Origin of the sequence: Streptomyces sp. NPDC006711, assembly GCF_042869775.1 — a bacterium.
In the GTDB taxonomy this organism is placed as follows: domain Bacteria; phylum Actinomycetota; class Actinomycetes; order Streptomycetales; family Streptomycetaceae; genus Streptomyces.
On the sequence record NZ_JBIAGO010000002.1, the window covers coordinates 59,176 to 77,962 of the forward strand.

The 18,787-nt window shown below is 71.3% G+C and carries 17 protein-coding genes and 1 pseudogene; 4 read left to right on the forward strand and 14 right to left on the reverse strand.

Features of this window, described 5'->3' with window-relative positions:
- Positions 1-55: 55 nt before the first annotated feature.
- Entirely contained in the window at positions 56-1,381 is a 1,326-nt protein-coding gene (locus ACFYM2_RS04335) for a streptophobe family protein (protein ID WP_388833224.1), read from the forward strand.
- A 12-nt stretch (positions 1,382-1,393) separates the two neighbouring features.
- Here ACFYM2_RS04335 and ACFYM2_RS04340 read toward each other — a convergent pair whose 3' ends face one another.
- The 6 genes from ACFYM2_RS04340 to ACFYM2_RS04365 form a co-directional block, all read right to left on the reverse strand.
- Positions 1,394-2,410: a serine/threonine-protein kinase gene (locus ACFYM2_RS04340; RefSeq protein WP_388833227.1), complete on the reverse strand. Its 1,017-nt coding sequence runs from the start codon at positions 2,408-2,410 to the stop codon at positions 1,394-1,396.
- Positions 2,410-3,522 carry a hypothetical protein gene (locus tag ACFYM2_RS04345; RefSeq protein WP_388833230.1) on the reverse strand — a complete coding sequence of 371 codons (1,113 nt, stop codon included), beginning with the start codon at positions 3,520-3,522 and terminating at the stop codon, positions 2,410-2,412. Before ACFYM2_RS04345 ends, ACFYM2_RS04340 begins: the two co-directional genes overlap by 1 nt.
- An 11-nt stretch (positions 3,523-3,533) precedes the next feature.
- Entirely contained in the window at positions 3,534-5,903 is a 2,370-nt protein-coding gene (locus ACFYM2_RS04350; protein ID WP_388833234.1) for an FHA domain-containing protein, read from the reverse strand.
- A 141-nt stretch (positions 5,904-6,044) separates the two neighbouring features.
- Positions 6,045-7,106 (reverse strand): PucR family transcriptional regulator, encoded by a 1,062-nt coding sequence (locus tag ACFYM2_RS04355; RefSeq protein ID WP_388833237.1) that lies wholly within the window; start codon positions 7,104-7,106, stop codon positions 6,045-6,047.
- Between the two features lie 147 nt (positions 7,107-7,253).
- On the reverse strand, positions 7,254-7,907 hold the full coding sequence (locus ACFYM2_RS04360; protein WP_358996139.1) for a CatB-related O-acetyltransferase: 654 nt from the start codon (positions 7,905-7,907) through the stop codon (positions 7,254-7,256).
- Positions 7,908-8,107: 200 nt separating this feature from the next.
- Positions 8,108-9,622, reverse strand: a complete 1,515-nt coding sequence (locus ACFYM2_RS04365) for an MFS transporter (RefSeq protein WP_388833241.1) — start codon at positions 9,620-9,622, stop codon at positions 8,108-8,110.
- 179 nt (positions 9,623-9,801) lie between these two features.
- Between ACFYM2_RS04365 and ACFYM2_RS04370 the strand changes: the two genes are divergently transcribed.
- Positions 9,802-10,368 (forward strand): TetR/AcrR family transcriptional regulator, encoded by a 567-nt coding sequence (locus tag ACFYM2_RS04370; protein WP_388834225.1) that lies wholly within the window; start codon positions 9,802-9,804, stop codon positions 10,366-10,368.
- Positions 10,369-10,484: 116 nt separating this feature from the next.
- Complete coding sequence (locus ACFYM2_RS04375; RefSeq protein WP_388833244.1) at positions 10,485-11,741, forward strand: PLP-dependent cysteine synthase family protein; 1,257 nt, start codon at positions 10,485-10,487, stop codon at positions 11,739-11,741.
- 24 nt (positions 11,742-11,765) lie between these two features.
- Here the strand turns inward: ACFYM2_RS04375 and ACFYM2_RS04380 are convergent, their stop codons facing one another.
- Genes ACFYM2_RS04380 through ACFYM2_RS04395 form a run of 4 tightly spaced genes read right to left on the reverse strand, consistent with a single transcriptional unit; the run spans position 11,766 to position 13,878 of the window.
- On the reverse strand, positions 11,766-12,401 hold the full coding sequence (locus ACFYM2_RS04380) for a DUF3159 domain-containing protein (RefSeq protein WP_358996148.1): 636 nt from the start codon (positions 12,399-12,401) through the stop codon (positions 11,766-11,768).
- The gene (locus tag ACFYM2_RS04385; protein ID WP_388833247.1) at positions 12,398-12,715 is read right to left on the reverse strand and encodes a DUF3817 domain-containing protein; all 318 of its coding nucleotides are present in this window, start codon (positions 12,713-12,715) and stop codon (positions 12,398-12,400) included. The genes ACFYM2_RS04380 and ACFYM2_RS04385 overlap by 4 nt, the downstream gene beginning before the upstream one ends.
- 3 nt (positions 12,716-12,718) lie before the next feature.
- Positions 12,719-13,195, reverse strand: a complete 477-nt coding sequence (locus ACFYM2_RS04390) for a DUF2269 family protein (RefSeq protein ID WP_388833250.1) — start codon at positions 13,193-13,195, stop codon at positions 12,719-12,721.
- Positions 13,192-13,878, reverse strand: a complete 687-nt coding sequence (locus ACFYM2_RS04395; protein WP_388833253.1) for a DJ-1/PfpI family protein — start codon at positions 13,876-13,878, stop codon at positions 13,192-13,194. Before ACFYM2_RS04395 ends, ACFYM2_RS04390 begins: the two co-directional genes overlap by 4 nt.
- 188 nt (positions 13,879-14,066) lie before the next feature.
- On the opposite strand from ACFYM2_RS04395, the gene ACFYM2_RS04400 reads away from it, so the two are divergent.
- Complete coding sequence (locus tag ACFYM2_RS04400) at positions 14,067-15,014, forward strand: GlxA family transcriptional regulator (RefSeq protein WP_388833256.1); 948 nt, start codon at positions 14,067-14,069, stop codon at positions 15,012-15,014.
- A 51-nt stretch (positions 15,015-15,065) separates the two neighbouring features.
- Here the strand turns inward: ACFYM2_RS04400 and ACFYM2_RS04405 are convergent, their stop codons facing one another.
- From ACFYM2_RS04405 to ACFYM2_RS04420, 4 genes and pseudogenes are all read right to left on the reverse strand, one after another.
- On the reverse strand, positions 15,066-16,055 hold the full coding sequence (locus tag ACFYM2_RS04405; protein WP_358996161.1) for an ornithine cyclodeaminase family protein: 990 nt from the start codon (positions 16,053-16,055) through the stop codon (positions 15,066-15,068).
- Between the two features lie 286 nt (positions 16,056-16,341).
- Positions 16,342-16,899 (reverse strand): RlpA-like double-psi beta-barrel domain-containing protein, encoded by a 558-nt coding sequence (locus ACFYM2_RS04410; RefSeq protein ID WP_358996164.1) that lies wholly within the window; start codon positions 16,897-16,899, stop codon positions 16,342-16,344.
- A 140-nt stretch (positions 16,900-17,039) separates the two neighbouring features.
- Positions 17,040-17,735, reverse strand: a complete 696-nt coding sequence (locus tag ACFYM2_RS04415) for a DUF4232 domain-containing protein (RefSeq protein WP_388456253.1) — start codon at positions 17,733-17,735, stop codon at positions 17,040-17,042.
- 289 nt (positions 17,736-18,024) lie between these two features.
- Positions 18,025-18,255 (reverse strand): annotated as a pseudogene (locus tag ACFYM2_RS04420) (zinc-binding dehydrogenase); the annotation flags it as partial.
- Positions 18,256-18,787 lie beyond the last annotated feature (532 nt).

Genomic DNA, 18,787 nt, shown 5'->3' on the forward strand with positions numbered 1-18,787 from the left:
ACGCGGTCGGCCCTTCCGACGGGCGGGCCGGTCCGGCGCTGCTTAGCGTGACAACGTGAGCGAGCAGACACCGCCTCGGCGGACAGCGGCGCAACGCGCGGAGCAGGGCCGACGGGCACCCCACGGCTGGCCCCACGCCCTGGTGGCCGTGCTCGCCTCCCTGGTGGCCATGGCCGTCGTCGCCGCGCTCGGTCTCTGGGCGGCGGGCGCCGCCGACCTGCCCGGCGGCGCGTTCCCGAACGTCGTGGCGGCCGTCGTCGTGATGGCGGTGGGCGGCTCGGTGGAGCTCTCCGGTGACGCCGGGGCGATCGCCCAGACGAACGCCGGTCTCTCCGTGCTCCCGCTCTCCGTCAGCCTCGCCGGGGCTCTGGCGATCGCCGCCGGGTTCCTGCGGCCGCTGCGGCACCGGGCCGTCGCCGACGTGAAGGAACTCGCCGGGTGGGCCGCCCGGATCGCGGTGCTCTGGCTCCTGCTCCTCATCGGTCTGGGCCTGCTCGCCCGGCACCGCTTCGCGATCGGGCTCGGGAACAGCCCCGCAGCCGACATCGGGGACGCCCTGGACTCCTCGCCCACAGCCGGGTTCGACACCGACGTGCCGCTGACCCTCGTCTTCGGACTGCTGTGGCTCGCCGGCGTCCTCGTCGTGGTCCTGCTCGTCTCGCGCCGGGCGCCCCTCCCCGGCCGCCTGCTGCGCTTCCAGGAGTCGGTACGACCCGCCGCATTCGCCATGGTGGCCCTGCTGTTGACGTACGTCGCCCTGGGGTTCGTCGTCGGCGTCGTCGTCGCCGTGACGCGGGGACATGCCGTCGCGACCTTCGCGGTCCTGCTGCTCGGGCTGCCCAACCTCGTCTGGCTCGCCTTCACCCTCGGTCTCGGCGCGTCCTGGCAGGGCCGGGTGGACGGACCGTTCGGGCTGCCCATGCCGAAGGTCCTCAACGCCGTCCTGCGCACACCGGACGACTCCACGCTCAGCCTGCACACGCTCGCCGGCCACGACGGGCGGGTCTGGTGGCTGCTGGTCGTCGCGGCGGTCCTGGTCCTGGGGGCGGCGTTCCTGATGGCGGTCCGTTCACCGGCGCGGATGCGGGCCTGGCAGCACGCCGTGCACATGGCGGTGGCGCTGACTCTCGCGGTGCTCGCCGTCTGCCTCCTCGCCGGCGTATCGGCGCATTACGGACTCTCACTCCTCGGCATCGGGGATCTCGGTGGCGGCCTGTCGGGCCTGGTGGAGCTGCGGCCCCAGCTGGTTCGGGCCCTGCTCCTCGCCGTGGCCTGGGGTCTGGTCTCGGGGTTCCTCGGCGGGCTCTTCGCGCGACGAGTCCACCGGCGGGGCGAGGTGGAGGCGGACCCGGGGCCACGGACCGGGGCGGGCCCCGCCTGAACCGGGCGCGGGTCAGGCGGCCGGGCCACGGAAGACGGGCCGGGCCCAGGAAGGTGGCTCCGGAGGCGCGCCGGGATCAGGCGATGCTCCTACGTTATGGCCATCCACCCGCGTCGGAGGGTGGCCGGGCGCGGTGCTTCCCGTGGCCGCCGCCCGCAGCGCGGCGGTGAACGCGAGGCAGGAGGCGTACCGGTCGTCGGGGCTCTTGGCCAGCGCCTGCGCGAGGACCGCGTCGAGGTCGGCGGCGACCCCGGGCCTTTTCTCCGTGAGGCGGGGCGGCTCGTCGTACTGGTGGGCCCAGAGGAGGGCGATGTCGTCGTCGCGCCGGAACGGCGGTGCGCCCGCCATGGTCTCGTACACGACACAGGCCAGGCTGTAGACATCGCAGCGGCCGTCCACCGGGCGGCCCGATATCTGCTCCGGGGCCACGTAGTCGAGGGTCCCGACGAACTGGCCCACGGTCGTGAATCCGGTCAGTGAGAGCGACTTCTTGGTGAGGCCGAAGTCCGTGAGGTAGGCGTGCTCGGGGTGGTCGCTGTCCGTGCCCTTGGCCACGAGGATGTTGCCGGGCTTGACGTCGCGGTGTACCAGGCCGTGGTCGTGCGCCGCGTCGAGCGCGGAGGCGATCTGGGTGGCGATGCGCAGGGCGGCCGCGACGGAGAGCGGGCCCGCGTGGTCGAGCAGGTGGCGCAGATCGCGCCCCGGGACGTACCGCATGGCGATGTAGAGCACCCCGTCCGTCTCGCCCGCCTCGAAGACGGGCACGATGTGCGGGTGCTCGATCGCGGCGGCCACGCGTGACTCGTGCGTGAAGCGCTGCCGGAAGGTGTCGTTGCGGGCGAGTTCGGGGGCGAGCAGCTTGAGGGCGACGGTCCGGTCGAGGCGCAGGTCCTTGGCGCGGTAGACGACGGCCATGCCGCCCCGGCCGATCTCGCTCTCGACCCGGTAACCCGCGATCTGCTGCCCGATCAGCTCGGAGGGCCGCCCGGAGTGCGGGCTCGGACCGGGGTCCTCGAGTGCGCGCGCCATCACCCGTCACCGGGCCCGCGCGGCGGATCGGCCGCATCGGGCGGGCGTTGCGGAACGGACCGCTCAACCGGTGGAACGGGTCGCTCGCCCGCCGGATCGGGCCGCTCACGCGGTGCGCCGGGTCGCTCAACCGGCGGATCGGACCACTCCCCCCGCGGATCGGGTCGCTCAATCGGTGGATGGGGCCACTCCCCCGGCGGATCGGGTCGCCCGCCACCCGGGCCAGGCCCCGCCCCCGGATCGGCCACAACCGGAACCACCCGCGTCGGCTCTGCCCCCGACCCACCCCCGGCACCCGCGCCATGCGCACCCGGGACCGGCCGATCCGGTTCCTCGCCACCCGCAGGACCCGCCGCCCCCGGCCCGGCCACCGCCTCGACCACCCGTGTCTCCCCCGACGCCGCCCCTCCCCGTACGCCCCCGGTCACATCCGGCACAGCCGGGACGACAGCCGTGGGCTCCGCGTCGGGCGAAGAAACCGCCGCCTCGACCACCCGCGTCGGCTCCGGCCGCGCCCCGCCACCGGCATCCCCGCCCGCGCCCGCGTCGACATCCACCCCGGCCCCACTCCCACTCCCGGCCCCCGCATCCACCCCCGCCCCATCGCCGCCACCCCGCGCCTCCACGCCGGGCCCCTCCTCCGCCGCGTACGTACTGAGCCGCACCCCGTCGCAGTACACCCACCGCTCGTGTTCCGCGTCGTACAGCCATACCGATTCGCCGTCCACGACCATCCCCACCCGCAGGCCGCGCGTCCGGCGCCGGAAGGACTCCCCGTCCACGCGCCCGCCCGCCAGTTCCTCCACCGCCCGCCGGTAGCCGGCCACGGCGTCCTCGGTCTTTGCCAGGAGCGGGCGCGGGTCGGCCGTGCGGGTCAGCGGCCCGCGCGCGCCCGGCGGCTCCTGCGGCACCGCGACCAGGAGCCGGCCGTCGACCCACGCCGACCAGCCGTTGGCGCAGACGATCCGGCCCCAGTCCCCGAGCCGGTCGACCAGCCGCACGGGCAGCAGCGCGTCCAGCGGAACCGTCGGACGCTCCACGTCCGGCGCCTCCCAGGCGGGCAGCCCGTCCTGGGGGACGACATGGGTGGGGCGGAAGTCCGCAGTGGTCATCGCCGGCGCTCCTACTTCCGCATGACGGCGGGTTCATGGCGGCGCAGCAGTCTCGCGACCGCGTATCCGAAGACGAGCGAGAGGACGACCAGCATCCCCAGGTTGAGCAGCCAGACACCCGGGGAGTGCTGGAACAGCGGGTCGGTGGTCAGATCCCCCGGGACGATTCTGCCGAGCCCGATGGTCCCCGCCATCGCGCCGAGCGCCCACCGCGACGGCACGAGCCACGCGAGTTGTTCGATGCCGGGCACCCCGTTCAGTTTGAGCAGAGCGCCGCAGAACACGACCTGCACGATGGCGAGGAGCACGAGCAGCGGCATCGTGACCTCTTCCTTGCGCACGAGTGCCGATACGAGGAGCCCGAGCATCATGGCGGTGAACGCCAACAGGGCCACCGCCAGGGTGACTTCGGCCAGCGGTGGCAGGAGCACGCCTTGGCCGCCGGGCGCGTTGAGGTCGACGCCGAGCAGGGCGACCAGGGTCAGGACGACGGCCTGCAACACGGTGATCGTTCCCAGAACGACGACCTTGGACATCAGGTACGCCGATCTGGAGAGCCCCACCGCCCGTTCCCGCCGGTAGATGACGCGCTCCTTGACCAGCTCCCGGACGGCGTTGGCGGCACCCGTCAGGACGCCGCCCACGCACAGGATGAGCAGCGCGTTCATCGCCGTGTCCTGCGTCAGTCTGCTCCCGGCGAGCGCGCGCGCCATGGCGCCCATCACGAAGGGCAGCGCGATCATGATCGCGAGGAAGGTCCGGTCGGCGCCGAGTGCGGCCGCGTATCTCCGCACCAGGGTGCGGAGTTGGGACCCCCAGCTCTGCGGCTTCGGCGGCGGCGCGAAGGATGCGGGCGCGTCCGCGCCGGTCCGGGCGAGAGGGCCGGGGAACGGCTGCGCGGAGGAGTTGGCGATGTACCGCTGGTGGAGCGGCGATCGCCGGTACTCCCGGGCCCAGTCCCGGTCATGGTCCCCTTCGAAGGCTTCGAACGCCTCCGGCCACTGGCTGAAGCCGAAGAACGGCAGCGCGTCACCCGGAGGTCCGTAGTAGGCGATCCTGCCGCCCGCCGCGAGCACCAGGAGCCGGTCGCACACGTCGAGGCTGAGCACGCTGTGCGTGACGACGATGACCGTACGCCCGTCGTCGGCGAGGCCGCGCAGCATGTGCATCACCGAGCGGTCCATGCCGGGGTCCAACCCGGACGTCGGCTCGTCGAGGAAGAGCAGTGACGGTTTGGTCAGCAGCTCCAGTGCGACGCTCACGCGTTTGCGCTGACCGCCGGAGAGGCTGTGAATGGGCTGGTCGGCGCGTTGTTCCAGGCCGAGTTCGCGGATGACTTCGTCGACCCTGGCCCGGCGTTCCACCCGCTCGGTGTCCTGGGGGAAGCGCAGTTCGGCGGCGTAGCCGAGGGCGCGCCGCACGGCGAGCTGGGCGTGCAGGATGTCGTCCTGCGGTACGAGACCGATGCGCTGGCGCAGCTCCGCGTAGTCGCGGTAGAGGTCGCGGCCGTCGTAGAGGACGGTGCCGCCGTCGGCGGGGCGCAGCCCGGTGAGGGCGTTGAGCAGCGTGGACTTGCCGGCACCGCTCGGTCCCACGACGGCCAGCAGGCATTTTTCGCCCACCGGGAAGGAGACCTGGTCGAGGAGCGTTTTGCGGCCCCGGTCGACGGTCACCGTCAGGTCCTGGACATCGAGCGAGACCTCGCCCGTGTCGACGTACTCCTGGAGCTCGTCACCCACGAGGCAGTAGGCACGGTGGCCGACGCCCACGATGTCCCCCGGCGCGACCGGGGCACGGGCCACCGGCTGGCCGTTGAGGTAGGTGCCGTTGTGGCTGCCGACGTCGACGATCTCGTACGTACCGTCCGCGAGGAGGCGCAGTTCGGCGTGCCGGCGCGAGACGACCAGGTCGTCGATGACCACGTCGTTGTCGTCGGCGCGGCCGATACGGACCGTGCGGGCGGGCAGCGCGCGCACTGTTGTGGGCCGGCGGAAGGTGCCCGTGGCCGCGGGCATGCTGACGTGGGAGGGGCGCTCGGCGCGGGCCGGCCCGGGAGGAGCACGGCCGACGAGCACCGCACGGGGGCCGTCCGTGACGTCGCCGAAGCGGATGACGCTGCCCGGCCCGATGTCCCCCTCCTGGACGCGCCGTCCGTCGGCGTACGTGCCGTTGGTGCTGTGCTCGTCCTCGATCGTCCAGTGATCGAGTTCGGCGTGGAGGACGGCGTGGTGCCATGAGACACGGTCGTCGTCGAAGACGATGTCGCTCAAGGGGTCGCGCCCGACGTGATAGTCCCGGCTCGGACTCATCACCGTGGAGCCGGAGTCCGTCTCCAGGACGAGTTCGGGCGGGCTCGCCGCGCTGGGCCGCCACTGTCCCATGCCGTAAATTCTACCTATTCGCCCACTTTGCCGCCTGGGCGGACCGCGCCCCCGGTCAGGACCGGCACTGGGGCCTCACCGCCAGGGCCGCCCCCTTCCCGGCGGTCCGCTTACTGTCGCGCCCCGCACACGGGGCGTGTTTCACAATTCGCTGTCGGGCCAGTCGAGCAGCCTGGCGCCGATGACGGCGGTCTGAAGGGTGTAGCGATGTATCGGATCGGCCGGATCGGCTCCCGTGAGCTGGTGGATGCGCTCCAGGCGGTAGGTGAAGGCCCGCACGCTGAGACTCAGCCGGCGAGCCGCCTCGGCCGCGACGTATCCCGATTCGAAGTAGGCGTTCAGGGTCTCCAGCATCGGCCGGGCTCCGCCTCTCGTCCGCTGGAGCGGGGCCAGTGCGCTCCGTACGAGGTCGGCCAGTGCCTGACGGTCACGGATCAGGACGGGGAACACCAGCAGATCGGCGGCGCGCAGGACCGGATCGTCGAGACCCATGCGGCCGGCCAGGTCGAGGGCGTTGAGAGCTTCCTCGTAGGAGTGGGCGATTCCGCCGGCGCCGGGCTGGGACCGTCCGATGGCGACCTGCGCGCCGTCGGCCGCCGCGTGCGCCTGTTCGGCGAAGTACAGCAGGACGTCCTCCTGGTCGGCCGGGGCGACGCAGACGAGCCGGCCCTCCTTGGTGACGTACAGGGTGCGGCGATTGCGGAATCGCCCGAAGAGCGCCCGTTCCACGCGACGCGTCACGGGGTGTGCGTCGTCGTAGGCCTCCGGGCCCGTGGCGACGGCGACGGCGTGGGCGTGCGAGAGCAGCAGCCCGAACCGTGCCGCGCGCTCGGCGAGGGTGCCGGGATCGCTGCGGCCGTAGAGGAGGTCGTCGATGAATTCGCGGCGGGCGGCTTCCTCCTGGCGTACCGCCAGAAGCTGGGCACGCTCGTGTCCTTCGGCCAGCGCGTCGATGACCTGGTCGAACGCGGCCAGCACTTGGTCGAAGGAGGCGCGCGGCAGGTCGGGGCAGGCGGCCCTGGTCATCTCCAGGTGCTGATGGACCAATGCCCGCAGCCCGTGGCCGGCTTCGGCGGCCCGCTCACCCAGGACCCGACGCGACTCCACTTCGTCACGCGTGAGCCGGCGGCCTGTGGCACAGACCTCGCTCAGGATGCGGTCGTACCCGTCCAGGTACTCCCCGGATGGAAGGGGGCCGGCCACGCGGGTCTCCTGAGTATTGATGTGCCGCTGCCGACTTCTTGACGCAGCACAGATGTGTTCTTGACGCAACAGCGTCAAGAGTGCCAGACGGCGGCCACCCGTCCGAACCCGGCTGCCCCCATTCATGTGGGGTGCGAGGGCGACGTGTCAGGACCGCCCGATCCGCAAGGCGGCCTCCTCCAGGTCGGCGACCGTCCCCGCCATGATCGTCCGTACGTGTTCGGTGATGTGCTGTACGGGCCAGTCCCACCAGGCCACCGCGAGGAGCCGGGCGATGTCGGCGGCGTCGTAACGGGTGCGGATGAGCCGGGCGGGGTTGCCGCCGACGACGCCGTAATCGGGGACGTCGCCGGTGACCATGGCCCCGGCGGCGACGATCGCACCGTGGCCGATGCGTACACCGGGCATGACCGTGGCGCCGTGGCCGAACCACACATCGTTGCCGACGACCGTGTCACCCCGGCCGGGCAGGCCGGTGATCAGGTCGAAGTGCTCCGCCCAGGAGCCCCCCATGGTGGGGAACGGGAAGGTGGAAGGACCGTCCATACGGTGGTTGGCCCCGTTCATGATGAACCGGGTACCGGTCCCCAGCGCGCAGTACTTGCCGATGACCAGCCGCTCGGGACCGTAGTGGTACAGGACGTTGCGCGTCTCGAACGCGGTCGGGTCGTCCGGATCGTCGTAGTAGGAGAAGTCACCGACCTCGATGAGCGGCGAAGTCACCAGCGGCTTGAGCAGAACCACGCGCGGGTGCTCGGGCATCGGGTGGAGCACGGTGGGGTCGGCGGGAACAGGCGGCATCGCGAAGAAGGTTCCTCTCGGTTGGGGCCGGGGCGACAACTGTCGCAGGGCGGCTTTTCGCGTGTTGTTCGGGCGGACCGGAGGATCGGGCGCGTTCGCGAGCGCTGCCGGGGCGGTTGCTCCCGGTCGGCCTGGATTCGTCGGCGGCGCGACCCGTCAGCCTCGGAGATCACACGTGCGCCCTCACAGAGCGCGCTCCCCTACTGCCGTCCGGCCGGGCCTACTTCCTTACGGCCAGGCACTGTTGACACACAGTCAGACGGGCAGAACGCTTCACCCGACGCTGGCGTCGGCGCCGTGAGCGGCACGGACCTACCCTCCCCCAGCGAGCATGACGTGTGGGACTTCGCCAAAGCCACCACGGACTCGTCCGGAGACTTGGACCGCGTCAGCCACAGACCGGTGAACACGGCGGTGGCCAGGGTCATGGCGCCGGCCGCGACGAAGGCGCTGTTGAGCCCGGTCGCGAAGGACGCGCCGCCGGATTGCCGGGCGCGGACGACGGCTCCGAGTACCGCCACGCCGAGCACCGCGCCGACCTGCCGGGTGGTGCTGCTGATGCCCGACGCGAGGCCGCCTTCTCGTGCGCTGACCGCCTGGATGGCGGCTCCGGTCAGGGGGGACATGGTCAGAGCGAAGCCGCTGCCGACGGCCCCCAGCCGCCACCACACGTTGCCGTAACCGGTGTCGGCGTGCACCGTGCCGAGCGCCAGCAGTCCCAGACCGGCCAGGACCAGACCGGCGGTGACCACGGCGCGGAAGCCGTACCGTGCGGCGAGCCGTCCCGCGTACGGACTGACGATCACCATGGCGAGGGACAGCGGCAGGGTCCGCAGGCCGGCGTCCAGGATCGAGCTGCCCTGCACGTAGACGAAGAACTGGGAGAAGAAGAACGACGACCCCATGAGCGCGAACCCCACCACGATCATGGCGGTGTTGGAGACGGTGAACAGGCGCTGCTGGAACAGCCGCAGCGGCAGCATCGGGGCGCAGCGGCGCGCTTCGACGGCGACGAAGGCGGCAAGGAGGACCACCGCGGCGGTGAAGCTGCCCAGGATCGCTGGGGATGTCCAGCCCCGGGCGCCGCCCTCGACCAGCCCGTAGGTCATCGCCCCCACCCCCAGGACGGACAGCGCCGTCCCCGGGATGTCGATCGCGGGGGCGCTCGGATTGCGGGTTTCCTCGAGGCCGCACAGGCCGACCAGGAGAAGGACCGCGCCGATGGGGAGGTTGACCAGGAAGATGGCGGGCCAGCCGAAGGCATCCGTCAGCACGCCGCCGGCCACGGGACCCGCGGCCAGGCCGACTCCGCTGAGTCCGGCCCACAGCCCGATCGCCTTGACCCGTTCCTTCGGCTCGGGATGGGCCGCGGCCAGCAGGGCCAGCGACGCGGGGCTCAACGCGGCAGCGCCGACGCCCTGGAGAACCCGGCCGGCGACCAGCCACCCGAGCGAGGGCGCGAGGCTGCACAGCACCGACGCGACGGTGAAGACCGCGACGCCGGTCAAGTACACACGCTTGCGGCCGAACCGGTCGGCGAAGATTCCGCCGGACAGCAGCAGCATGGCGACCAGCAGGACGTACGCGTCGACGATCCATTGCAGACCGGTCAACTGCGTGTGCAGGCGATGCTGCATATCGGGCAGGGCGGCTCCGACGATCGTGTTGTCGAGCAGGACCATGAATTGACCGAGGCAGGTCAGGGTGAGCAGCACGGCCCGGTTGGGCCGGCTACCTCCGCTACCTTCGCCGCCTTCGGCCGTATGTGATGCGGACAGGGGGAACCCCTCTCAAATCCTCTAACGCAGTTGGTGGTTGCGTTAGGGGACCATACGTCGAGCCCGCCCGCAAACGCAAGTGCCGACTGCGTTAAGGTGGGGGCATGAGTACGGGCATGAACGAACGTCAGCCGGTCCGGCGGCCGGGTGGGCGCAGCGCCCGCGTCGCCGCGACGGTGCACCAGGCGGTCACGGACCTGATCGGCGAGCGCGGCTACGGGAACTTCACCGTCGGCGAGGTCGCCGCCCGCGCGGGCGTGGCCGACAGCAGCATCTACCGTCGCTGGGGCAACCTGGACAACTTGCTCTCCGATGTGGCGCTCGCCCGCCTCAACGCGCGGTCGCCGATGCCTGACACCGGGAGCCTGCGCGGCGACCTGCGCACCTACGCGGCCGCCGTGGCACGCGAGATCACCGGACCCGACGGGCCGGCGGTGCTGCACCTGGCCGTCGCCCTGTCGGCCAACGGTCAGCAGGGCCTGCGGGCAGGCGACGACATCCTCGCCGAACGCATGCGGCAGTTGCAGTCCATGCTCGACCGGTCCCGCGACCGTGGCGAGCCCGCCCCCGACGCGCTCGACGTCCTGGACCACGTCCTGGCCCCGATGTACATCCGCGTCCTGTTCGGCATCGTCCCGCTCACGCCGGACTACATCGACGGGTTGGTCGACAAGGTGCTGTGACCTCGCTTCCCGGCGACGCCAGAGGCAGTGTCGGCCCGGGCCGGCGGGATCGCGCTCACGAGTGCGGCGCCCGGCGGCGGGACCGCGGGTCCGTCCAGCCGTGCTCGGCGACGGCGATGACCCAGTGGGCTTCTTCACGGTTGGTCTCGTACACCATACGATCCAGTCGTCCACCGGACGAGAGGGTCTGGGCGCGAACTTCCGCCAACCCGGGGGAGGTTGCCCACGACGGCCCGGCTACGAGATACGAGATTCGCGAACGGAGACGCATCACGTGGCACGGAAAAACGGGGACGAGAAGGACCGTGCCTGGTCCAGCCGGGCGATCGAGATGCTGCTGGCCGACCGGGCGAACGCCCCCCACGCCGCTGCGGGCGTTCCCACTCGCCGGACCGCCCGGGACTGCGCTGTATCTGAAGGACGAGTCGCGGCGGCCGACAGGAAGCCTGAAGCACGGGCCCGCCCGTGATCTGTTGCTCGACGCCCTGCGCGCCAATGAGATCGGGCCCGACACTCCGCTGTTCGAGGCCACCAGCGGCAATATGGCCGTCGCACAGGCCCACTTCGCACGGCTCCTCGGGCTGCCGTACACAGCTGTCGTGCCGGGGAGGACCGGAGTGGCCAAACGGCAGCGGATAGAGGCGCAGGGCGGACGGTGCGTACCCTTCGACCCGCCGCTTGAGGTTTACCGGAAGGCACGCTCCCTGGCCGAGGAGTCGGGCGGCCACTGTCTGGACCATCTGGAACGGGTGGGGGGCGCTGTCGACTGGAGCGGGCCGGCAAGTCTGGGAGCCCAGATCCTGGGTGACATGGAGAAGGTTGGGGAGCCCGCGCCGGCATGGATCGTCGTGGGAGTGGGAACCGGGGCCACGTCGGCCGCCGTCTGCCGGTATCTCCGGATGCGCGGGGTGGGGACGAGACTCGCCGTGGTCGATCCTGAGAACTCGGCGTACTTCCCCGGATGGGCCGCGGACTTTCCCGGATACACCACCGGCATGCCGTCCCGCATCGAGGGGATCGGCCGGCCGCGCATGGAGCCCGCCTTCGATCCGTCCGTGGTCGATTTGGTGATTCCGGTGCCGGACGTGGCGAGTGTGACCGCGATGAGGCATCTGCGCGCGGTCACCGGGTTGATGGCGGGGCCCTCCTCCGGCAGCTGCCTGTGGGGCGCGTTCCAAGTGCTGGACCGCATGCGGCGGGTGGGTCTTCAGGGGCCGGTCGTCATGGTCGTGGGGGACGGCGGTGAGACCTACCGGGAGACCTATTACAACGACACATGGACAGAGGCCAAGGGGTGGCACCTGGACGGCCAGCTCTCCGACATGGAGCGCTTCACCGCCACGGGCGCCTGGGGTGTCGCCCCGGCCGGGTGAATCCAGCCGGGGCGACGGGCGACGTTACTCGACACTGGGACGACGGCCTCGCACCTTGGGTAGCCCGATGCGCCGCCGGACGGAGGCACCCGAGTCGCGATGACGGGCCACGGCCATGCGTGACAGGGCGAGCGTCGCGGCGGTGATCGCGGGCCACAGGGCTCCCATGACGACGTGGAGAACACCGAGCCAGGCGACCTCCGCACGGCTGTACAGGGCGGCCTGCGCGGCCAGACTCGCCAGGCACACCAGACCGACGCACACCGTCATCCAGCGATAGAACCGGTGCAGGGCCCGGTGTGACCGCCAGCGCGGTGGGCCGCCCACGACCCGGTTCGCGACCAGGCCGGCCAGGGGACGGCCCGCCAGCACCGACAGAAGGCAGGCCGCCGAGGACGCCGCGGGCAGCAGCATGGGCAGCAGGAAGAAGCCCCGGGCCTGCCCGGTACCGACCGCCACGGCCGCGCAGGCCACCGCCAGCAGCGCGCCCACCGCCGCATGCTGGAGGTACCGGCGGGTCCACAGAGCACACGCGAGGACCAGGACACCGGCCGCCGTGGCCGCCACGAGGGCGACCCGCAGTCCGCCGGCACCGTAGGCGGCCACGAACGCCAGCGTCGGCGCGGCCGTGGCCGCGAGCCCGGGAAGGCGGGCTCTCATCGTGCCTCCGATCCGGTAACCGGAGCGGCCCGCGCGTCGTCACGCTCCAGGGCACGGAGCGCGAGCAGGCCCCCGATGCCAGGGATGACGGCGCGCAGCGTGGCTTCGGTGCCGGCCCGTGGATCGCGCCGGGTGGCCAGGACGCCGAAAAGCCAGGCGACCCCGTGCACGGGCCCGAACAGCGCGGCGATCTCCCGGACGTCCACAGTGGCGAGGTTGACCAACAACACGGCGAGGCTGACCAGTTCGATGGTCGCCGACGCGCGCAGCGGCCTGCGTGCGAGCCGTTGCGCGGGTACGGAGTCGACAGCCATGAGTCACACTCCCGTGGTGGAGCCGGGGCGGAGAATCATCAGGACGGTGACCGTCGCCCAGAGCAGGTTGAAGGTGCCGGTCAGCATGGCCAGGCGGGCGGTCTGCGCGCGCTCGACGGCCACCGTCCCGGCCGGGGACCCGGCCAGCTGGGCGAGGAGGCGTTCCTGGGCCGGCAGAACGAGCAGCGCCAGCACCAGGGCGGCTGCGCCCGTCAGCGCGATCGACACGATCAGCCAGGGGCTGCCCAGGACGTGCAGCCCGCTCGCGGTGGCGAACCCGAGAACGGGAACGGCCAGGCCGAGGGCGGCGTAGACCCGGCAGACGCGGTGCAGCACCCGTACCGTGGCAAGCGTCTCGTGCTCGTCGAACGGGCCGGCGGCACGGCGGGCCGCGGCGGGAAACATGCTGGCCGCGACGGTCACCGGGCCGACGGCGACGATCGCCGCGAGCACGTGCAGGATGAGCAGGAGCGGGGTCACCGCGGCGGCTCGGCGGCGACGACGGCGGGGGACATCGGCTCACACCCCTGGTCGCGCCAGACGACGCCTCGGCGCTCGTGGGCGAACAGCTGCTCCACCGCGAGCGCGACTTTGGGCCCGACCTCACGTTCCAGCAGATACAGGCCCAGATCGAGGCCGGAGGTGACGCCGCCGGCGGTGACGAGGTCGCCGTCGTCGACGACCCGGCCCGGGGCGAGGTGCGCACCGCCCGCGCCCAGCAGGTCCAGGCCCTGGTGATGGGTGGTGGCGTGGCGGCCACGCACGAGCCCGGCCATCGACAGCACCAGCGACCCGCCGCAGACCGTGGCCACTGTGGTGCCCGGCGCGGCCAGCGCGTCGGCCAGCAAGCTCGGGAGTTCCGTGGTCAGCGCGCGGCCGAGGATCGCGGGAATCCGTTCCTCGGGGGCCGCCTCCGTGCCCTGCCCCGGGAGGCTCCCGGCCGCGCCCGGCACAACGACCAAGTCCGCGCGCTCCGGGGCCAGAAGAGCGGCGGCCGTCAGCGCGACACCGGGTATGCCGCTCGGCACCTGCCTGGCTCCTTCCGCGCTGGCCAGTTCGACGGCCACCTGATCGGTGAAGGCCCGGGCGGCGCTGAAGATCTCGAACGGAGCGATGACGTCCAACGGGTCGAATCCATCGAAGAGGACGAACTGTGCCAGCATCGGCGACTCACATTTCCCTCGGTTCATGTCTGCCGCGCTCACGCTAGGCGGCGCGGCAGACCCCGACCATGGGCTCGAATGACACACCCCAACGGGTTCTCGCCACTTCTCCAACCAGTGCTTTCGCGACGCCCAACTCCCCCACCTGTGCCATGCGTTACGGCGGGAAGTGGGCGTAACCTGCGTGGATGCACACCGTGGCGATTCTCGCGCTGGACCAGACGGTGGCCTTCGACATGGCCATCCCGGTCGAGGTGTTCGGACGCGTACGCCTGCCGGACGGGCGGCGCCCCTACCGGGTGCGCGTCTGTGGAACCCGGCCGGAAGTGCCGACCGAGACGTTCACCATCCGGGTGCCCTGGGGACTTGACGGCCTCGCCGGTGCCGACACGATCATCGTGCCCGGCCGGGAGGAGCACGCGGGGCCGCCCCCGGCCGAAGCGCTCCAGGCACTGTGTGACGCCGCAGCCGACGGCGCGCGCATCGCCTCGATCTGTGGCGGCGCATTCACTTTGGCCGCCACCGGCCTGCTGGACGGCCTTGCCGCCACCACCCATTGGATAGCCGCCGGTCAACTCGCCGAGCAGTACCCGGATATCGAGGTGCGCCCGGACGTGCTCTACGTGGACAACGGCCAACTGCTCACTTCCGCCGGGGCCTCCGCCGGCATGGATCTGTGCTTGCACCTGGTCCGCCGCGACCTGGGCTCGGCCGTCGCCGCGGACGCGGCCCGACTGGCCGTCACCCCCCTGGAACGGGAGGGCGGCCAGGCCCAGTACATCGTCCAGGCACCGCCGCCGCTGCCTCGCGGCTCACTTCTGGAACCGACACTGGCCTGGATCCAGGACCATCTCGGCGAAGACCTCACTCTGGAGGCCATGGCTGCCCGCTGCGCCATGAGCACCCGTACCTTCAGCCGCCGCTTCCGCGAACAGACCGGTACGACCCCGCTGCAATGGCTGCTCCGCGCACGCGTGCGACACGCCCAGTACCTGCTTGAGCACAGCGACCATTCCGTCGAACGCATCGCCGTGCAGGCCGGTTTCGGATCCGCGACCGCCTTCCGCGAACGGTTCAAGCGCGTCACCGGCACGACACCACAGACCTACCGGACCACCTTCCGCCGTCCTCGCTGACACCCGGCTCGCGCCCACCGGGGCGGGGGTTGGCCCTCTATTGCCGGCGCGTCACCACAGAGCGATCTCCTCGCCGATCGATCGCCGGCGGGCGGCCGCGACGACCAGAGCCGTGGCCGCGGCGTCCTGTACGGCCACCCCGACCGATTTGAAGAGGGTGATCTGATCCGGTGCGGTGCGTCCCGGCTTGCTGCCGGCGATGAGTTCACCCAGTTCCGCATGCACGTGGTCGGCTGTGATGAGGCCGTCGCGGATCGGCATGAGCAAGTCGTTGCTGCCCGCAGGTGGTGGGGCGAGCACGGCTTGGCGCGATTCGACACACACCAGCGCCTCGACGACCGTGGCGTCGTCGATCTCGCGGCCGGCCGGGTTGTAACCCACCGACGTGATGTGCACCCCGGGTGTCAGCCAGGGGCGCCGGATGACGGGTTCGATGGCGTGTGTCGTCGCCGCGGCGATGTCCGCGCCGTCCAGGGCCTCGGCGTAGCTTCCGGCGGCTCGGACGTCGGCCTCGATGACGGAGGCCAGCTCTTCGGCCAGGGCGGCGGCTCTCGCCGGGTTCCGGCCGGCCACACGGATCTGCCGGATCGGGCGGACCCGGCAGATCGCGCGAGCGTGGGACCGGGCCTGTACGCCAGTGCCCAGCACGGCCAGTACCGACGCGTCCTCGCGGGCCAGCAGCCGCGCCGACAACGCGGAACAGGCGCCGGTCCGCGCCGCCGTGATGGCCGTGCCGTCCAGCAGGGCAGCGGGCTCGCCGGTGTCCGGATCGAACGCCACGATCAGCGCCTGATGGGTCGGCAGCCGAACCCCGTCGTTGTGAGGAAAGAGTGACACCAGCTTGGTCATGAGCGTCCCGGCCGATGCCAGGAAACCCGGCATGGCCGCCAGAAATCCATCGCGTTCGGGCACCAGGGCGGCGACGCGGTCCGGCACCGAGGCACGGCCCGCACTGAGGTCTGCCATCGCCGGGGCCAGGGCATCGATCAGCGAGTCCATGTCGAGCAGGTCCTCGACCTGCGAACGGCTCAGCACGAGCATGCGTCTCAACTCCTGTTGCCGGTCAGCGGGACAGCGGGTCAGCGGGCAGGCGACCGCACGACCAAAGCGTCAAGCATCGGCCCTCTTCGCCCCAGCCACGACACGCCCGACTGTCCGAGCAGGTTCAGCCGTACGCGGGTGAGCACCCGGCGTGTACGCCGACGCCAGGTGCCCTCGCGGCAGCAGAGACTCAAGCCGGGCCCACTGGCCATTCGTCACTTCCGCCCGACCCGCCCCCGGCCTCCGAGGCTGCCGGCCCCAGCGGTACCTGAGCCGGCCGCCGCCCCTACTTCACGAAGTGCCAGGTGACCTCGATGTCGCCGTCGTCCCGGGAGGCGAGCGCCGAGAACGCGCCCGGCGTCAGGTCGAGGCCTTTCTTCGGCGTGGTGGGAGACGCGTCGACGACCCGCAAGGTCACCGACTTCCCGTTGTACGTGACGACGACCTTCATTCCGCAGAAGGCATTGCGTCCGGTTCCCCCGGATTCGTACATCCTGTAGTCGAGGGCGACGGACATGTCGTTGTCCCCGATGCGCTCCCCGCACGCCCCCGCGACGCCGTTCGAGGTGAACCAGCTCGCCCTCCCGGTGAAGGTGCCCTTCGGCGGCTTCACCGGCTTGCCCGGGACGGCAGGGGTCGTCGTCATGCCGGGCTTTGGAGTGGCGGTGGAACGCGGCGGCGGGGTGGAGGTGGGCTTGATGGGCTGCCCGGTGGAGGTCGGCACGGTGGTGACGGTGCTGGTGTACTCCGCGGCGGAGGCGGTGGCGGCGGCCGCGGTGATCGTGGCGACGGAACACACGGCCAGGGCCGCCGTTGCCGCGGTGATGGCGATTCTTGCTCTCATCGCGCCACGATGTCGAACATTGCTAACGGCGGGCTAACGTCCGGCCAGCATGCAATGCGTCGCCGGGGCATCTCGCGAGGACAGCGGGTGCGCACGGAAACCCACATCCCGCGCGCGGTTGCCACCGGCCAGCCGCTGGGTTACTTGCCGGAGCCGACGTGGTAGCCGACGGGATCGACGACGACGTCCGGAACGGTGCTGCTCGTGGCGGCGACGGTGATGGTCACATGGCCGAGATTCACGACCTTCCCGACCGTCTCGTTGGGCGGGGTGACGAGGAGGCGGGTGTAGGTCTTCCCGGAGCCGCTGGTGTCCGGGCTCACGTGCAGCAGGAAGCGGGTCTCCTCGCCGGGGCCGACGGTGACGGTGGACGCGGTGGCATCGGAGCGGGCCGCGTCGGGCCTGTTGTCGCCCAGACCGTCAGGGCCCACGAGTTGGACACCCGGGAAGCCGTGCATGCTGCACTTGCCGGCGCCAGTGTTCTTCATGTTGACGACTATCTCGTCCTTGACCCCACTGGCGGCGGCACTGAGGGCGAGATGTTCGGTCTTGCACGCGGAACCCGACGTCGAGGACTCGGCCCGGCCAGTGGATCCGCTGCCCTTGCCGGAACCTGCGCCCCCGGTGGAAGTGGAGGAGGAACTTGAGGTCGCTCCCTGGCCGCCGGTGGAGGTACCGGCAGTTGAGGCGCTGCTCGCGCCGCTGGAACTGTTCGCGTGGGCGGACGCGCTGGTGTCGGCGGAAGCACTCGATCCGTCGCTGCCGTTGCACGCGGTCAGCGAGAGGCCGGCAGCAGCGACGGTGAGGACGAGAGCAGACATCTTCTTGACGCGCATCAGTACTCCTGGAAGCGGTATGGCATCGGTCGCTCATTCCGGCTGAGCGGCCCCGGTTGTTTCATAGGAGGCCCGGGACCGGCTGATCCGTTGCGGGAGGAGTCACGCCAAGACACCGCTGTGACACGCGAGTCGACGCCCCGTTACGGAAAGCCACAGAAACTCGGACAGGACGGGCCCACGTCGGAGTGCCCGGGATCACGGGGTCCTCGGTGTTACTGGGGAAGGTCACCGAGGCGACGCCCGTTATGTCCGGGACCACTCACACCAGACGGGCCTGAGCCATCCATCAGATGGTGAGGACGCGCTTGCCCCGGAGGTGACCGCCGTCGAGCGCCGGGCGCGCGTTGTGCACGCGTTCGAACGGGAACGTCTCCTGCACGTGAACCCGGAGCTTGCCCTGGTCGACGAGTTCGACGAGTTCGACGAGTCCTCATGAGGCGACCGCCTCGGGGGCGACCGCGATGCCGCTGAAGCACGTGCCGGCCACCTCGTACTTGGCGACGAGTTCCGCGTCCTGCCGAACTGCCAGCGCGGGCACGGCAGTCGGCCACCGAGGCCAACAGGCCCCCGAACGCCATGTCACCTGTTGTGCGGAGTTCCGGGCCGGTGGAAGGCCGACCCCTACCGCGTACAGTCACCTGCGGGCGTGGTGAGGTGCGGCGGGCCGTGTTCGGTGTGGACGCCCAGTAGACGATCGAGACGGCGGCATCGGGCCGATGGCCGTATCCACGGCGAGACGCGCGCAGCGCCAACGTGCCGTTGATCTGCCAACGTACCGTTGTTCTGCTCGACCACCATCACCGCCCGGGCGGCTGCGAGACAAAGCCCTTGGCCCCCGTCGTCCGGTCCGGGCTGTGGGCGGACCCTCGGCGGCGATATGCGTCAGAAGTTCCCGTCCGATTCCGCCAGTCCACTGAGCGCGTCATCCTGCCCCGACAGCTCACGGTGATCGCCGTCATATCCACCGGACTTTCACTCAACTCCCGTGCCTGTGAAGCAAGTTGGGAGATCTGCATCCCCCTCGATTTTACCGGAAGGACGGGTTGTCG

Bases quoted from the DNA above. Each gene is read 5' to 3' on its own strand.
- ACFYM2_RS04370 (WP_388834225.1), top strand. From the start codon at position 9,802: ATGAACGAACGTCAGCCGGTCCGGCGGCCGGGTGGGCGCAGCGCCCGC.
- ACFYM2_RS04380 (WP_358996148.1), bottom strand. From the start codon at position 12,401: ATGAGAGCCCGCCTTCCCGGGCTCGCGGCCACGGCCGCGCCGACGCTG.
- ACFYM2_RS04360 (WP_358996139.1), bottom strand. From the start codon at position 7,907: ATGCCGCCTGTTCCCGCCGACCCCACCGTGCTCCACCCGATGCCCGAG.
- ACFYM2_RS04410 (WP_358996164.1), bottom strand. From the start codon at position 16,899: ATGAGAGCAAGAATCGCCATCACCGCGGCAACGGCGGCCCTGGCCGTG.
- ACFYM2_RS04345 (WP_388833230.1), bottom strand. From the start codon at position 3,522: ATGACCACTGCGGACTTCCGCCCCACCCATGTCGTCCCCCAGGACGGG.
- ACFYM2_RS04400 (WP_388833256.1), top strand. From the start codon at position 14,067: ATGCACACCGTGGCGATTCTCGCGCTGGACCAGACGGTGGCCTTCGAC.
- ACFYM2_RS04405 (WP_358996161.1), bottom strand. From the start codon at position 16,055: ATGCTCGTGCTGAGCCGTTCGCAGGTCGAGGACCTGCTCGACATGGAC.
- ACFYM2_RS04350 (WP_388833234.1), bottom strand. From the start codon at position 5,903: ATGGGACAGTGGCGGCCCAGCGCGGCGAGCCCGCCCGAACTCGTCCTG.
- ACFYM2_RS04415 (WP_388456253.1), bottom strand. From the start codon at position 17,735: ATGCGCGTCAAGAAGATGTCTGCTCTCGTCCTCACCGTCGCTGCTGCC.
- ACFYM2_RS04395 (WP_388833253.1), bottom strand. From the start codon at position 13,878: ATGCTGGCACAGTTCGTCCTCTTCGATGGATTCGACCCGTTGGACGTC.
- ACFYM2_RS04385 (WP_388833247.1), bottom strand. From the start codon at position 12,715: ATGGCTGTCGACTCCGTACCCGCGCAACGGCTCGCACGCAGGCCGCTG.
- ACFYM2_RS04375 (WP_388833244.1), top strand. From the start codon at position 10,485: ATGACCCAGTGGGCTTCTTCACGGTTGGTCTCGTACACCATACGATCC.
- ACFYM2_RS04340 (WP_388833227.1), bottom strand. From the start codon at position 2,410: ATGGCGCGCGCACTCGAGGACCCCGGTCCGAGCCCGCACTCCGGGCGG.